Below are 15,145 nucleotides of genomic sequence, written 5' to 3' on the forward strand. Positions count from 1 at the left end.
AAGGAAAAAATAGAAGGCGGCTGATGAGGAGATGGGGATAGATGTTTTCAGTTTTGAAAAAGCTTGGCTGGTTTTTTAAGGCGTACTGGCTGCGCTATACGATTGCGATTGTCCTTTTATTAGCAGTCAATGTCATTGAAATGTTTCCGCCTAAGCTCTTGGGGAACGCCATAGATGATATGAAAACAGGGGCATTTACTGCGGAAGGGCTGCTGTTTTATATCGGTATCTTTTTTGTGCTGACGGCGGCCGTGTATATCATGTCTTATTTTTGGATGCATCAGCTGTTTGGCGGAGCGAATCTGATGGAGAAAATTCTTCGTACGAAGCTGATGGGGCATTTGCTGACTATGTCGCCGCCGTTTTATGAAAAAAACCGAACAGGCGATTTAATGGCACGAGGGACAAATGATCTTCAGGCCGTCAGTTTAACGACAGGATTTGGCATCTTGACGTTAGTCGATTCTACGATGTTTATGATGACGATCTTTTTGACAATGGGGTTTTTGATCAGCTGGAAGCTGACCTTTGCCGCCATTATCCCGCTTCCAGTCATGGCGATTGCAATCAGTCTATATGGAAGTAAAATTCATGAGCGGTTTACTGAGGCCCAAAACGCGTTCGGGGCGCTGAATGACAGAGTGCTGGAATCTGTTTCAGGCGTGCGGGTGATTCGCGCGTATGTTCAGGAAATAAACGATGTTCGCCGGTTTAATGAAATGACCGCTGATGTTTATCAGAAAAATATGAAAGTGGCTTTTATTGATTCACTGTTTGAGCCGACGGTGAAACTGCTTGTCGGCGCAAGCTATCTGATTGGGCTCGGCTACGGAGCGTTTCTTGTATTCCGGAACGAGCTGACGCTTGGAGAGTTAGTGTCCTTTAACGTTTATCTCGGCATGATGATTTGGCCGATGTTTGCAATCGGTGAACTCATTAACGTGATGCAGCGCGGCAATGCGTCATTAGACCGGGTAAATGAAACTCTTTCTTATGAAACGGATGTGACAGATCCAAAACAGCCCGCTGATCTTAAAGAGCCTGGAGATATCGTTTTCAGTCATGTCAGCTTTACATATCCAAGCTCAACAAGTGACAATCTTCAGGATATTTCATTTACGGTGCGAAAAGGGCAGACTGTCGGGATTGCAGGTAAAACCGGGAGCGGAAAAACGACAATTATTAAGCAGCTTTTGCGCCAGTATCCTCCAGGTGAAGGGAGCATTACATTTTCAGGTGTACCGATTCAGCAAATCCCTCTTGACCGTCTCCGCGGATGGATCGGATATGTGCCTCAGGATCATTTACTGTTTTCACGGACTGTAAAAGAAAATATTTTATACGGAAAACAGGATGCAACTGATAAAGAGGTTCAGCAAGCCATTGCCGAAGCACATTTTGAAAAAGATTTGCACATGCTTCCGTCCGGTCTGGAGACAATGGTCGGTGAAAAAGGCGTGGCACTGTCAGGCGGGCAGAAACAAAGAATTTCGATTGCGAGAGCACTCATGGCGAATCCGGAAATCTTGATTCTGGATGATTCACTTTCCGCTGTAGATGCCAAAACAGAGGCTGCAATTATCAAGAACATCAGAGAAAACCGCAAAGGAAAAACGACATTTATTTTGACGCACCGATTATCCGCGGTAGAGCACGCTGACCTGATCCTTGTGATGGACGGCGGCGTCATTGCTGAGAGAGGCACGCATCAAGAACTGCTGGCCAATAATGGGTGGTACCGGGAACAATATGAAAGACAGCAGCTGTTCACTGCGGAAGAAGGGGGAGCAGGGGCATGAAAATAGGAAAAACGTTATGGAGATATGCACTTCTTTATCGAAAATTGCTGATCACAGCCGTCCTTTTGCTAGCTGTTGCCGTTGGTGCAGAACTGACTGGGCCCTTTATTGGCAAAAAAATGATAGACGACCATATCCTCGGCATTGAGAAAACATGGTATGAAGCTGTGGAAAAAGATAAAAATGCCGTTCAGTTTCACGGCGTCTCATATGTCAGAGAGGACCGATTGCAGGAGCCTGTTTCAAAAGCAAAAGAAGCGCATATTTATCAAGTGGGAATGGCGTTCTATTTTGTTGATCAGGCTGTCAGCTTCGACGGGAATAGAACGGTTTCTGACGGGAAGCTGACGATCACAAACGGAGACAAGAGCCGGGCATATGCTGCCGAAAAGCTGACTAAGCAGGAACTTTTCCAGTTCTATCAGCCGGAAATAAAGGGAATGGTGTTTCTGATCTGCCTGTATGGGGGCTTGCTTGTGTTTTCGGTATTCTTTCAATACGGACAGCATTATCTGCTGCAGATGAGCGCCAATCGGATTATTCAAAAGATGAGGCAGGACGTGTTTTCGCACATACAGAAAATGCCGATTCGCTATTTTGACAACCTTCCGGCCGGAAAAGTCGTTGCGCGGATTACCAATGATACGGAGGCTATCAGGGATTTATATGTCACAGTGCTTTCAACATTTGTGACAAGCGGAATCTATATGTTCGGGATATTCACGGCTTTGTTTCTGCTTGATGTGAAGCTTGCGTTTGTATGTCTGGCAATTGTGCCGATTATCTGGCTGTGGTCGGTCATATACCGGAGATATGCGTCATATTACAACCAAAAAATCCGCTCGATCAACAGTGACATTAACGCAAAAATGAATGAGTCAATTCAAGGCATGACCATTATTCAGGCTTTCCGCCATCAAAAGGAAACAATGAGAGAATTTGAGGAATTAAATGAATCACATTTTTATTTCCAAAACAGGATGCTGAATTTAAACTCCTTAATGTCCCATAATCTGGTCAATGTCATCCGCAATCTTGCATTCGTCTGTTTGATCTGGCATTTTGGCGGTGCGAGCCTGAATGCGGCCGGGATTGTTTCTATCGGTGTGCTGTACGCGTTTGTCGATTATTTGAACCGGTTATTTCAGCCGATCACAGGCATCGTCAATCAGTTTTCAAAGCTGGAGCTTGCAAGGGTCTCCGCCGGGCGTGTTTTTGAACTGCTTGAAGAAAAGAATACGGAAGAAGCGGGTGAACCGGCGAAGGAGCGCGCGCTGGGGCGGGTTGAATTTCGTGATGTGTCATTTGCGTATCAAGAAGGTGAAGAGGTATTAAAGCATATTTCCTTTACTGCGCAAAAAGGCGAAACCGTGGCTCTCGTCGGCCATACGGGATCAGGAAAAAGCTCGATTTTGAATCTTCTGTTTCGTTTTTATGATGCGCAAAAAGGGGATATTCTGATTGATGGGAGAAGCATTTACAACATGTCAAGACAGGAACTCAGATCCCATATGGGCATTGTGCTTCAGGACCCGTACTTATTCTCGGGTACAATCGGATCTAATGTAAGTCTGGATGACGAAAGAATGACTGAAGAAGAAATAAAAAATGCACTGCGGCAAGTCGGTGCTGAGCCGCTTCTTAAGAAGCTTCCGAAGGGCATTAATGAGCCCGTGATTGAAAAAGGCAGCACGCTATCCTCTGGAGAGCGGCAGTTAATTTCTTTTGCTAGAGCTTTGGCGTTTGATCCCGCGATCTTGATTTTAGATGAGGCAACGGCGCATATTGATACAGAGACAGAGGCCGTGATCCAGAAGGCGCTTGATGTCGTCAAACAAGGACGCACCACCTTCGTCATCGCTCACCGGCTTTCAACAATCAGAAATGCTGATCAGATTTTGGTTCTTGATAAAGGAGAAATTGTTGAGAGAGGGAACCACGAGGAATTGATGGCATTAGAAGGCCAATATTATCAAATGTATGAATTGCAAAAGGGACAGAAACATTCCATTGCATAACGTTTAAAAAACCCAAAACAATCGTGTTTTGGGTTTTTGGTTTATGTAGTCAATAAGCCAGTCCGACACGGTATCCGACATACTCACCTGTAACGAGCTCACGATATAAAAAGTCCGCAGTATCGCCGACCGAAATGCTTGTGCCGCCCTCAGGCAAAACGTTACGCTCCGTACGATAAACGCCGGTTGCTGTTCCGTCCGGGAGGTAAGTGGGGCAGATGATTGTCCAGTCTAATGATGATTCTTTAAGCATTTCGTATACTTTTGCATGCTCCTTGGCTGCGCGGGTCTGCTTTCGTTTCGATTCATTTGTTTCAAACCGGTATTTTCCCGGTTCATATCGGGAATCTAGGATCCCTGCGGTGCCGATCGTAATAAGCCGTTTGATATGCTGTTCCTCCATAGCGGAGAGAATGTGTGCCATAGCAGTTGGCAAGGTATCATCACCATCTGTGCCTAGACAGCTGATCAAGATTTCAGCATTCTCCATTATTTTTTTCACATCTTCTAAGCGGCGGGCGTTCCCCATGACGGTTCTGTCTTTTGAAAGGGGAAGATCAGCATGTTGAGATCTGATCAGAGCGAAAATATCAAATCTTTCATCTGCTGCAGCTTGTGTTAAAAAGGCTTGTCCGACGCGGCCGCTGGCTCCTAATAAAGCGATTTTCATTAAAAAACCTCCTCGCCTTTTATTATAAAAGGATGTTCTAAGTTTGAACAGCGCGGGAAAGAATACCTGTACAAATAAACAGAACGATGGGAAACATATTCATGAATCATGGATACACTTACGAATTGAACCAGCTCCCAATTCACAATGGTGATGAATGACACCCCGATTCCCTCCCTTTTTTTCTAGGATATGTGGAGCAGGAAAAAAGGGTGACAAAATAAAGAGAGCGCGGAAACCGCGCCCTCTATAGCCATATATTGAATTGTTATTGAACTCTGCCGCCCATTTGCTGCTGAGCGAAAGATACTAAACGTTTTGTGATTTCTCCTCCGACAGAACCGTTAGCGCGAGAAGTTGTGTCCGCTCCAAGGTTAACGCCGAATTCAGAAGCGATTTCAAGTTTCATTTGATCGATAGCCTGAGCTGCGCCAGGAACTAGTAAGTCATTTGAAGAGTTTTGGTTAGCCATGTGTAAAATCTCCTTTTTATTTAGTATGGTTGGGTTAACTGGAGTTGCACCAATCTGTGAACCCTTCTCGGGTGTCACTGCCGCCTCGGCGTAACCCAATGCTTTGCCGGCTTGTTACTACGTATTATGTTAAAATGGCCGGAAAATCATGCGGAGAATTGTGTGGTAAATCTTGAGAAATAAAAAAAGCTTAGCCGTTTAGGCTAAGCTAGTCATAAATATGAAAAAGCATCAGTTCATGTATCTCGTTTGTAAGAGCAGGCTCGTCAGCGCGGGCGGGAAACAAGTCTCCCCATTCAATCTCACCGCTCTTATGATAGATGCCTTCATAATGGGTCCCTTTATAATAAAATGAAATTTTCCATCCGGGCAGCTTTTCTTTTGGGAACAAAGGTTTCCAGCTGAAATGAGAAATCATTACGGCCACGCTCCTTACATTTGGTATCAATTGACCTAAATAAAAACGGCTTATGTTCATTGTATCATTGTTTCAGAACATCATTGAAGAGGCCTAAATATGCAGTTTGTCCCAGCTTTGGATAAAGATAAGCCCGCTTTATTAAAAAAGCGGACAGGTTACGAAGGCCACAATGCTTCCGGAGATGTGATTGCCTTCTCAGATAAATATGACGCGTATTCAAAACTTCTTCGTTTTGTAAGAGAATCAACATGATGCAAATTTGGATGAGAAAAAATGCTTCGGCCCGGGCGCGAATTCGCTTCAAACATCCATACTTTACCGTTCTGATCAATGCCAAAATCGAAACCAATCTCCCCGATAAATCCCTCGATATGATCATGAAGGACATGGCTTGCAGTCAGTGCCGCTGCAGAAAGCTTTTTAATGACCTCAACTCTTTCAGCGGGATCATCGTATACTTCCGCAAGTGTCTTTACAGTGCCGCCGTTAGAAAGATGTGTTGTAATGCTGTTCTTTCCGGAAATTTTTACGGCGATTGCTGTCACTGTCCATTTTCCTTTTCTGTTTTTATTGGTATGGACACGGAAATCCGCTGGTTTGCCTTGAAATTCGATGAGATCAACACCTTGCTGAATGAGAAAGTCGGACGGGTTGTGATGTTTTTGAAATTCTGCAAGGAATGAGGCGGCATCGGAATAATCAATTGATGTAAAAGTTTTGGCGTCATTCGTATGCTTTACCGTCAGGCCGCCATCTGTTCTTGTCAGCTGATAAATGCCGGTGCCGAGTGCTCCATTTGCCGGTTTGATATAGACTTTTTTGTATGCGCCACAGAGCTCATCAATCAGCTCCACAGACGGTGTCAGCTCGGATCTAGGCAAAAAGGGTGCCGTTCTCGGATCTTTTTCGAGCAATTGATGAACGTTCCATTTATTGAAAAACGTTTTATTAAACCATGGGATCTGATATTCATCGATCAGCCTCTTTTTTGTATGTTGCAAGAGAAGTGAATCTTCAATTTTTCGGTTCGGCAAACGGTCATAAACGACGTTCGGCAATGGAACGATTTTTTTCTCCCAGCCGTTTTCCCTGTAAAGGAGGCCTTCAATCGTGCCTTCCTCCCAATTGATTTGGTGCGCGCCAAAAACGAAGCAGTAGCCCCCGGCTTGCTCGTGTAACGTGACAAGCTTAGAAAAAAAGAGGGAACGATCCTTAAATGGACGTTCAAGAGATACAGTAAACCCTGCCGTAAAGATGCCGACTAACGGCCCGATATGCACTGTATGATCATGAATCAGTATATCAGCCCTGCTTCGGTGGGGAAGCAAAAGCTCATGAAACAGATTTTCAGAGAGAAGCACGGTTTGTTCCAGATGCCGTCTGTAAGCAACGTGGCATCTGACAACCTTCGTTCCGAATGCGGCATGCAAAAGTCCGTCTTGCTTCAGCGAAGAGGGCAGAAACAGGGTGTTTTCACTGGTTTTGTCTATGCCGATCAAAAACCGTTTAGGATTCACGCGGAAGAACTCCTTTCTGGCTTTGCTCAGAAAACAGATATTGGCAGCGCTTTAGGGGACAAGTGTACAGCTGTTCTTTTTGCTCGGGAGAGACACGCAGGATTGACTTCCTGCCTGGTTTGGAATTGATATCTAAAATCCAAATTCTCCCGTCCTTTGCAAGACATATATCAAGACCGAGTTCAAACAACGGCCCATAGCGCTCGTCAAGATAATACGGAACCGATTGGGTAATTGAAAACACATCATCTAGTAAAACCACTTGCTGTTTTTTCGGTATATCTTCAAACCAGGAGTCAAATGTCAGCGCATCAGATCCGCCTGACAAATTGGCCAGCAACCCGTGTTTGTATCCGCGTCTTACTGCCTTTCCGACTGTATTCCATTCACCTGCTTCGTTTTTTTCCATAAACAGACGAATATCACAAGGGTATTGTTCCTTATCTTGAATGTTTAAGTAAGGCTGAAGCAAATATTGATGCTGAAGCACTTTTTTGCACCATGTCTTAAAAGAAGTTTGGTTGGAAAACGTTTTTGTCTGCTTATCCTTTCCGATGTGATAAGTAGCTGTGATGTTTTTTTTGCCCAGCTTCAAAAGAATCACGCCTCTGCCTCCCGCGCCGAATGCCGGTTTAAGGATGCAGGCTTTTTCTTTGGATAAAAAGGAGTGAATTTGTTCGTAGCGGCTCACCTTTATCGTTTCGGGAATATAGGGATTGATTACAGAGTGCTGCTGCAAATCGTGAAGGACGGTCCATTTATCGGGAAGACCCCGCCCGATAAATTCCGTTTTCGGATATTTTTTGAGCCACTCAACGATTGGTTTTGCTTTTTGGGAATGTGAATCCTTGCCGTAAAAACAGCGATCATAAATATAATCTGGAATCGCCATTTCAGTTTCGTTCCATGTGCTGCTGGCCGAATGATAGACCGATGCTTTGACACGCAAAGTGTCAGGTGAAATATCAAATGGTGTAAACCGGATGAAACGTATGCCGAATTCGGGTGCTCTTTTGGCCAGTTCTGCGGAATAATCCGCTTCATGCTGGCGGGATAAGGACATAAAACCGAGTGTTATCATGGTGAGACTCCCCCTTTTATTCAAAAGCTGCCGGCGAGTGTCCGCAGCTTTACGCTAAATACATGTAAGACGAACGCAGCTGACGGTATTCTACTTTACAGAATACGATTCTCCACCTTGCCCTATTCCAAAAGAACAAGCTGATTTTCTAAGAACAGGAATTTGTCTCCTCGTTTGCTAAGGGATTGCATGAGCCTCTATAATACGTATAGGTACATAATCTATATGAAAAAAGCTGAAGCACAGATGGAGGAAGATGAATAGGAATGGGTATTGCAGGAACCTTTATTTTTATGATCGTGATCGGCGCTGCTATTGGAGCGGTGACCAATCATTTAGCAATTCAAATGCTGTTTAGGCCGTATAAAGCGTACTATTTGTTTGGGAAGCGAGTTCCTTTTACGCCCGGGCTGATTCCAAGACGGCGAGATGAACTTGCAAAACAAATGGGACTGATGGTAGTCAATCATCTCTTAACCCCTGAAGGCATTAAAAAGCGGCTCGTCTCTGATGCAGCCAAAACGCAGGCTCTTCGAGCGGGGGAACAGCTGATTCAAAAGCTGTCACTTTCTGAAGTGACAGTAAAAGAAGCGCTTGAAAAAGCCGGGATGAAGCGCCCCGAAAAAGCTGCTGATGCATGGATCAGCAGCTGGACCGATGATAAGCTGAATGAGCTTTTCCGCCAATACGGGGACCAATCGTTAAAAGAGCTGGTGCCTATAGAGGTGCAGGAAAAGCTTGAGGAAAAAATTCCGATGATTTCAGGATATATATTGTCACGGAGTGTCCGTTATTTTGAAAGTGATGAAGGAAAAATCCGTCTTGGCAATATGATTGATGACTTTTTAAAAGAGCGCGGTATGCTTGGAAGCATGGTGCAAATGTTTCTTGGCAATTCAAGCCTTGCGGATCGCGTACTGCCGGAGCTGCTGAAATTCTTGCGGAATGAGGAAACAAATAAATTGCTTTCTGATCTCTTAAAAAACGAATGGGGCAAGCTGAGGGAGTATACGTTTAATGAAGCAGACGAAAAATGGAATGCAAAGGCGCTCATTTTCAGTTTGAAACGAAGAATGCTGCAAGCATTTTCGACTGCCCCTTTCTTCAACAATACGATTGGCACGCTTACCGTCCGCTATGAATCTGAGCTGACCCAGCAAATGCTGCCGGCACTATTAGACAAATTGCTTGAAGGGATTTCGTCCAACCTTGAAAGTGTCTTAAAACGGTTGCGTCTTGAGGAAATCGTCAAGGAGCAGGTGGATCAGTTCCCGGTGGAGCGTCTTGAAGAAATGGTGCTGTCCATTTCAAAAAAAGAATTTAAAATGATTACCTATTTGGGGGGCCTTCTCGGCGGAATTATAGGCGCGATTCAAGCACTGTTTGTCATCCTTTTTTAAGAAGAAATGGTTTTTGATTAATGAAAGGAGCTCCATAGTCTGTTATAGTGGAGTGGTATGTCAAACGGCAATGATGAAAGGAGCTATTTACAATGGCTGTTAATTTTTATGATGTAGCGTATGATCTGGAAAATGCATTACGCGGGAGCGAAGAGTTCACCCGTTTAAAAAACCTTTACGACGAAGTTAACGCAGATGAATCAGCGAAGCGCATGTTCGAAAACTTCCGTGATGTACAGCTTAGACTCCAGCAAAAACAAATGGCAGGAGAAGAGATTACACAAGAAGAAGTGACGCAGGCTCAAAAAACAGTAGCGCTTGTACAGCAGCACGAAAAAATTTCTCAGCTGATGGAAGCGGAGCAGCGCATGAGCATGCTGATTGGTGAATTGAACAAAATCATTATGAAGCCTTTGGAAGAGCTTTACGGCAGTGTTGAAGGCTAATCAGCAAAATCCCTTCTTGGATAAGAAGGGATTTTTTATTCATTCAGCAAACTTGGAAATCCAATGAATCTTTTACCTCTCCATTGATGATCACTGATAATGTATGAATTCCTTTGTAATGCTTTCTGGTGGTTAAATCCTTAAAGGATTGGATTCTTGTGTGTGATTTCGTTTCGTTTTTTCGCATAGTTGTTTCTGTTATTTTAAATACTTTCTGATGACGCTGGCCTCTTGCTTTTACAAAATCAATTGCGTACTCAATTCTTACTTTTTGATCCCTATCTGAATGAATAGAGAAAGAAAATTCAAGGCTTTCGCCAATAACTATACGTTTGGGCTGGCATGTTAAATCATGTAGTTGTATCGAATCAGCATTTTCATAACCAAAAAGCGCTAAGGCCTGTTTATCCCCCTTTTTTAATAAGGTCCGATAGGCGTGTTTGATAATCCAGTCTGTATGGGGATGTGTTCCGTACCATTGATCTGCGACTTTTCTCAGTAAATGAGGATGCGTTTTTGATATATCATTAAGGTTGTTGGCCACGCTTTTTCTTACATATAAGGACTCGTCCTGCATCAGCTTCTCAAGGATCGGCAATACGGGGGAAGGGTCCGATTTCAAAGCCGGTATCGATTTTCCCCATGGCAGGCGGGCCTGCTGCCTTCGCTCGCAAGCCTTCTCACGTGTTCATTTTTATGCTCAGACCATGCAAGCAATTGTGCAATCATCTTTTCTTGATCTAACAGCAAAAAAGGCCTTACAGCAAATTCTGAGGTCGAATATTGCGTAAAGTATTCCAATGCCTTTATTGATTCTTCCCAATGCGCTAACCCGTACTGTTCCACATAATCTGGAAATAAAATTCCGCTGAGTCCTTTAAAATGAGGGGCTGTATCCCGTAAAATTGTGAGCGCTTCAACGTATTGTTTTGGCAAAGTTTCGTATAAAGAAACTGTCACGCGGCGCATCCGCTCTTTTAAAGTGAGTTCAGGCCAGTCCTCCAGCCGTAAAGTATCCAAGAATCTGTTTTTGTTAAAATCAGGATAGGATGACCTTACATGATGGATCAACTGAGATATCAGTTCTTCATTATATATTTATTTTTAATCAGCCATATAAACACCGCTTTTTCGTTTATTATTTATATTGTATGGGAATGTACGTTCTAGATCAAGTGTATAGTCCTAAAAATTAACAACTGATCCTACCACGGATATACAAAAGTTGGTTACTTTTTTTAGTTAAAAAAACCCTTGTCATCGGAAAAGAAAACTGAGATAATAACATTGAAAGCGCCTACACTTACCTATTTCAAATGGATACGGTCGCATATCATGCCGTTATATAGAGGGGATAAGCAACAGAGAGTAAGTGTTCGGAGCGCATCATTGGTCAAACAAGGGGTTCCTGATACATGATTTTTCGTAAATCGAAATAACGATATTAGGGAGAATGGCTGCTTCGATCGTATCCTATCAACAAGCCATTATAAAGTCTGCTGAGCCAGGCTTTTTTTGCTTTAAGAAAAGGTTGTTCTAAACACAGAGACAGGGTCATATCCTATACACAAGTACAGTCATCAAGGAGGGGGACATCTCTGTGTCAAAACAATTGCTTGCCTTAAATATAGATGGAGCGCTGCTTCGGTCGAACGGGAAGATTCATCAGGCAACGAAAGACGCGATTGAATATGTAAAGAAAAAAGGGATTTACGTCACACTTGTGACCAACCGTCATTTTCGCTCAGCACAGAAAATAGCGAAATCGCTAAAGCTTGATGCCAAGCTGATCACCCATAGCGGGGCATATATCGCTGAGAAAATTGACGCCCCGTTTTTTGAAAAAAGAATTTCTGATGATCATACCTTTAACATTGTTCAAGTGCTGGAGAGCTATCAATGTAATATTCGGCTTCTTCACGAAAAGTATTCCATCGGAAACAAGAAAAAGGTGAATTCGAATTTATTGGGGAAAGCACTCATTCATCCGTCTGACCCGATCTTCTATCCAGTCCAGTTCGTTGAATCATTAAGCGATCTCCTCATGGATGAGCCGGTGAGTGCACCCGTCATCGAGGTGTACACGGAGCACGACATTCAGCATGACATTACAGAAACGATTACAAAAGCCTTCCCTGCAGTGGATGTGATTCGCGTAAACGATGAGAAGCTGAATATCGTCCCGAAAGGTGTCTCGAAGGAAGCGGGTTTGGCCCTCGTCGCTTCAGAGCTGGGCCTGAGTATGGATGATGTCGTGGCCATTGGGCATCAGTATGACGATCTGCCGATGATCGAACTTGCCGGTCTTGGGGTAGCGATGGGGAATGCCGTTCCGGAAATTAAGAGAAAGGCAGATTGGGTTACAAGGTCCAATGACGAGCAAGGTGTCGCTTATATGATGAAGGAATATTTCCGAATGCAGCAGCGAAAAGGATTTCTTGATAAGTTCCACATGAAACGTGTGTAAAAAAGCCGCTCGCACCCTGACAGGTGCGGCGGCTTTTTTGCCGGATTGATTTTAGCAGTTTATTTCTGTACACTAAAGAAAGTTTTGAATCTGATAAATTAGGTGATGAAGTTGCAAATTAAAATAGAAGGCATACATGATGACCGCCTGCATCGGCCTCTGCAAAATATTGCAAATTTGTTTTATGAAGAGTGCGAGCTTGCGTATGGCGGAGAGGAGCCCGCAGATTTTGTCATTTCTTTAGCGTTGTCACAAACGGATGAGCATGTGACGGTTTCGGGAGAAGTGAAGGGAACTGGCATAAAGGAACAGCATACAAAATTCTTTTCTCCCGGCATGAATGAAAAAGAAGCTTTTAAGCAAGTGAAAAACACAATTTCTTATGTGTATCTCAATCTTCTTCAGGCGCATACGGGCATTACGCAGAAGTGGGGAATCCTCACAGGAATCCGGCCCACAAAGCTGCTTCATAAAAAACTGCAAAGCGGAATGTCCAAGGAGCAAGCGCATGCTGAGTTGAAAAAAGACTATTTAATTCATGATGAAAAAATCATGCTAATGCAGGAAATTGTTGACCGTCAGCTGGCGGCAGTTCCGGATTTGTACCGAGTAAAGGATGAAGTCAGCATTTATATCGGCATTCCGTTCTGCCCGACAAAATGCGCGTATTGCACATTCCCTGCGTACGCTATCCAAGGACAGGCGGGCAGAGTCGGCTCATTCCTATGGGGACTGCATTACGAAATGCAGAAGATTGGTGAATGGCTGAAGGAGCATGATGTTAAGGTTACAACCATTTACTTTGGCGGCGGGACGCCGACAAGCATTACAGCGGAGGAGATGGATCTGCTGTATGAAGAAATGGTCCGCTCCTTCCCGGATGTGAAAAACATTCGTGAGATTACGGTGGAGGCCGGTCGTCCTGACACGATTACAGAAGAAAAACTCGCCGTTTTAAACAAATATGACATTGATCGGATCAGCATCAATCCGCAATCCTACGAAAACGAAACGCTAAAGGCGATCGGGCGGCACCATACGGTTGAAGAGACCATTGAGAAATATCATCTGTCACGCCAGCACGGCATGAATAATATTAACATGGACTTGATTATTGGTTTGCCTGGGGAAGGCGTGAAGGAGTTTAGGCACAGTCTTTCAGAAACAGAAAAACTGATGCCGGAATCCCTTACCGTTCATACTCTTTCATTTAAACGGGCGTCAGAAATGACGAGAAACAAGCATAAGTACAAAGTTGCCGGCAGGGAAGAGGTTTCTCAAATGATGGAAGACGCGGTAGCCTGGACGAAAGAGCATGGGTACGTGCCTTATTATTTATACCGCCAGAAAAACATTCTTGGAAACCTTGAAAACGTCGGATACTCTTTGCCGGGACAAGAAAGCATCTACAACATTATGATTATGGAAGAGGTGCAGACGATTATTGGCATCGGCTGCGGCGCTGCTAGTAAATTTATTGATCGGGATACAGGGAAAATCACGCATTTTGCGAATCCGAAAGATCCGAAATCGTACAATGAGCGCTTCGAGCACTACACGGACGAAAAAATCAAATATTTAGAGCAGATTTTTGAGAAGACGACAAAGCAGCACTGATCACAGTGCTGCTTTTTTTATCCCTGTTTTTTTGCGGGCTGAACATCAGGCTTCCATTTAAATACCTTGTTCAGCAAGCGGTAAATTCGTTTTGATTCCTTTGTGACAAGCGGTCCCAAAATCGCCAGAATGAGGACATATAATGCGGCAAACGGCTTTAATGTGGCTGACAGTCCGCCGGCTATTCCGAGATTCGCAACGATAATCGAAAATTCTCCCCGCGATACGATCGTCAGCCCGATATTCGATGAAGCCTTATGAGAAAGCCCTGCGCGTCGTCCTGCCACCATTCCGGCGATAAAATTTCCCAGAATGGTCAAAATCACTGCACCCAACGCAAGCCAAACCGCTTCACCAAGCGAAAACGGATCGATACTGAGGCCGAAGCTGAAAAAGAACATCGAACCGAAGAAGTCGCGAAACGGAACAACGAGGTGTTCAATCCTATCGGAATGCTCTGTTTCTGAAAAGACCAAACCGAGCAGCAGCGCGCCGATTGCTTCTGCTACATGAATCGTCTCTGAAAACCCGGCGATAAAAAAGAGTGCTGCGAAAATGACGATAATAAACACTTCGTTTGAGCGAATGTCCAACAGTTTGTTCAACAGCGGCGGGAGTTTTCTTGCTGCGATAAAAAACAGCAGCATATAACCGAAGGCGATCAAAATGGACAAGAGTGCACTCCCTACGGATGTCGCATCACCTAGCACAAGCCCGGAAACAACGGACAGATATACGGCAAGGAAAATATCTTCAAACATGATGATGCCGAGAATCAATTCGGTTTCCGGATTGGCGGTTCTTTTTAAATCAACGAGCACTTTTGCGACAATCGCACTTGACGAGATTGTGATGACGCCTGCGAGGATGAGGACTTCCAGAAAGGAAAATCCGGTGATAAACCCGTAAAGCAGTCCGAGGCTGAAGTTAATCAAAATATAAATCGTCCCGCCGACCGCGATTGATTTTCCTGATTTGATTAACTTCCCGACAGAGAATTCGAGTCCGAGATAGAAGAGGAGGAACAGTACGCCCATTCGCCCGAAAAACTCGATGATTTCACTGCTTTGAATAAATGTTAGATCAATAATCCCCATTTTAGGCGCGTGCGGTCCAACAAGCATTCCCAGCACAATCAGAAACGGAATAATCGAAAATTTAATTTTATTGGCGATCACACTGGCGATTGCCACAAGGACAAGTGCAGTTCCGACTTCAAATACAAGATGGTCCATCG

Annotated in this window: 13 protein-coding genes and 1 pseudogene; 6 read left to right on the forward strand and 8 right to left on the reverse strand. The window is 44.1% G+C overall.

The features are described 5' to 3' along the window. Positions 1–41: 41 nt before the first annotated feature. Positions 42–1,799 carry a multidrug ABC transporter ATP-binding protein BmrC gene (gene bmrC, locus NSQ09_RS11110; RefSeq protein WP_129137550.1) on the forward strand — a complete coding sequence of 586 codons (1,758 nt, stop codon included), beginning with the start codon at positions 42–44 and terminating at the stop codon, positions 1,797–1,799. Beyond that, positions 1,796–3,817, forward strand: coding sequence for a multidrug resistance ABC transporter ATP-binding protein/permease BmrD (bmrD, locus tag NSQ09_RS11115; RefSeq protein ID WP_272515635.1), 2,022 nt, complete (start codon positions 1,796–1,798; stop codon positions 3,815–3,817). Before bmrC ends, bmrD begins: the two co-directional genes overlap by 4 nt. A gap of 49 nt (positions 3,818–3,866) precedes the next feature. Here the strand turns inward: bmrD and NSQ09_RS11120 are convergent, their stop codons facing one another. The 6 genes from NSQ09_RS11120 to spaC all read right to left on the reverse strand — a co-directional run bounded on the left by NSQ09_RS11120 (position 3,867) and on the right by spaC (position 7,978). Next, positions 3,867–4,487 (reverse strand): SDR family oxidoreductase, encoded by a 621-nt coding sequence (locus NSQ09_RS11120; protein WP_341031375.1) that lies wholly within the window; start codon positions 4,485–4,487, stop codon positions 3,867–3,869. Then, entirely contained in the window at positions 4,487–4,651 is a 165-nt protein-coding gene (locus NSQ09_RS11125; RefSeq protein ID WP_445291715.1) for a hypothetical protein, read from the reverse strand. Before NSQ09_RS11125 ends, NSQ09_RS11120 begins: the two co-directional genes overlap by 1 nt. A 104-nt stretch (positions 4,652–4,755) precedes the next feature. Beyond that, positions 4,756–4,959, reverse strand: a complete 204-nt coding sequence (sspB, locus tag NSQ09_RS11130) for a beta type acid-soluble spore protein SspB (protein ID WP_003233287.1) — start codon at positions 4,957–4,959, stop codon at positions 4,756–4,758. Positions 4,960–5,167: 208 nt separating this feature from the next. Beyond that, on the reverse strand, positions 5,168–5,386 hold the full coding sequence (locus NSQ09_RS11135) for a YheE family protein (protein WP_010886462.1): 219 nt from the start codon (positions 5,384–5,386) through the stop codon (positions 5,168–5,170). A gap of 149 nt (positions 5,387–5,535) precedes the next feature. Then, positions 5,536–6,897: a spore coat associated protein YheD gene (yheD, locus tag NSQ09_RS11140; RefSeq protein WP_003245015.1), complete on the reverse strand. Its 1,362-nt coding sequence runs from the start codon at positions 6,895–6,897 to the stop codon at positions 5,536–5,538. After that, positions 6,887–7,978, reverse strand: a complete 1,092-nt coding sequence (gene spaC, locus NSQ09_RS11145; RefSeq protein ID WP_003245845.1) for a spore coat associated protein SpaC — start codon at positions 7,976–7,978, stop codon at positions 6,887–6,889. Before spaC ends, yheD begins: the two co-directional genes overlap by 11 nt. Before the next feature lie 266 nt (positions 7,979–8,244). On the opposite strand from spaC, the gene NSQ09_RS11150 reads away from it, so the two are divergent. Together NSQ09_RS11150 and NSQ09_RS11155 are read left to right on the forward strand one after the other, a co-directional pair. Then, positions 8,245–9,378 carry a DUF445 domain-containing protein gene (locus NSQ09_RS11150; protein WP_024571677.1) on the forward strand — a complete coding sequence of 378 codons (1,134 nt, stop codon included), beginning with the start codon at positions 8,245–8,247 and terminating at the stop codon, positions 9,376–9,378. Between the two features lie 92 nt (positions 9,379–9,470). Next, entirely contained in the window at positions 9,471–9,824 is a 354-nt protein-coding gene (locus tag NSQ09_RS11155) for a YlbF family regulator (RefSeq protein WP_003224239.1), read from the forward strand. A gap of 43 nt (positions 9,825–9,867) precedes the next feature. Here NSQ09_RS11155 and NSQ09_RS11160 read toward each other — a convergent pair. Further along, positions 9,868–10,922, reverse strand: a pseudogene (locus tag NSQ09_RS11160) (DNA alkylation repair protein). Positions 10,923–11,424: 502 nt separating this feature from the next. Here NSQ09_RS11160 and NSQ09_RS11165 point away from each other — a divergent pair. Next, positions 11,425–12,291, forward strand: a complete 867-nt coding sequence (locus NSQ09_RS11165) for a Cof-type HAD-IIB family hydrolase (RefSeq protein WP_003233277.1) — start codon at positions 11,425–11,427, stop codon at positions 12,289–12,291. Between the two features lie 111 nt (positions 12,292–12,402). Further along, positions 12,403–13,908 carry a coproporphyrinogen III oxidase gene (locus tag NSQ09_RS11170; RefSeq protein WP_014479327.1) on the forward strand — a complete coding sequence of 502 codons (1,506 nt, stop codon included), beginning with the start codon at positions 12,403–12,405 and terminating at the stop codon, positions 13,906–13,908. A 17-nt stretch (positions 13,909–13,925) separates the two neighbouring features. On the opposite strand, the gene khtU is transcribed toward NSQ09_RS11170, so the two are convergent. Beyond that, positions 13,926–15,143, reverse strand: coding sequence for a K(+)/H(+) antiporter subunit KhtU (gene khtU / locus NSQ09_RS11175; RefSeq protein WP_014479328.1), 1,218 nt, complete (start codon positions 15,141–15,143; stop codon positions 13,926–13,928). Positions 15,144–15,145 lie beyond the last annotated feature (2 nt).

The sequence above is a fragment of the Bacillus sp. FSL W8-1202 genome (genome assembly GCF_038006165.1).
GTDB lineage: Bacteria > Bacillota > Bacilli > Bacillales > Bacillaceae > Bacillus > Bacillus subtilis.